Raw genomic sequence first — 380 nt, forward strand, 5'->3', positions numbered from 1 at the left:
TCGCCGCGATGGACCCGGCCAAGCTGCCCGCGATCCGCGCCCAGATCTGGACCCTGATCCAGGCCGCCAAGCTGGACCACGACCTCGGGCTCGAGGAGCGGCCCGAGGACGAGGGCTTCGACGACTTCCTGCTGCACGTGGACGGCTGGCTCTGCGAGGTGAAGGACGCCCAGATCCGCGACGGCCTGCACGTCCTGGGCAACGCGCCGGTCGGCACCGAGCGGGTCAACCTGGTGCTGTCGATCCTGCGGGCCCGGCAGATCTGGGGCGGCGTCAGCGCGCTGCCCGGCCTGCGGGAGGCGCTCGGCCTGGACGAGGCCGCGCTGACGCTGGGCGCCACCGACGCGGCCGAGGCGAAGGCGCGCGAGCTGGTCGAGGCG

General features: G+C 74.2%; 1 protein-coding gene. It reads left to right on the forward strand.

The features are described from left to right. Window positions 1-380: cobaltochelatase subunit CobN (locus tag C7C46_RS37065; protein ID WP_245985326.1), on the forward strand; the 380-nt coding region annotated here is incomplete at both ends.

The sequence above is a fragment of the Streptomyces tateyamensis genome (assembly GCF_003205575.1).
GTDB lineage: Bacteria > Actinomycetota > Actinomycetes > Streptomycetales > Streptomycetaceae > Kitasatospora > Kitasatospora tateyamensis.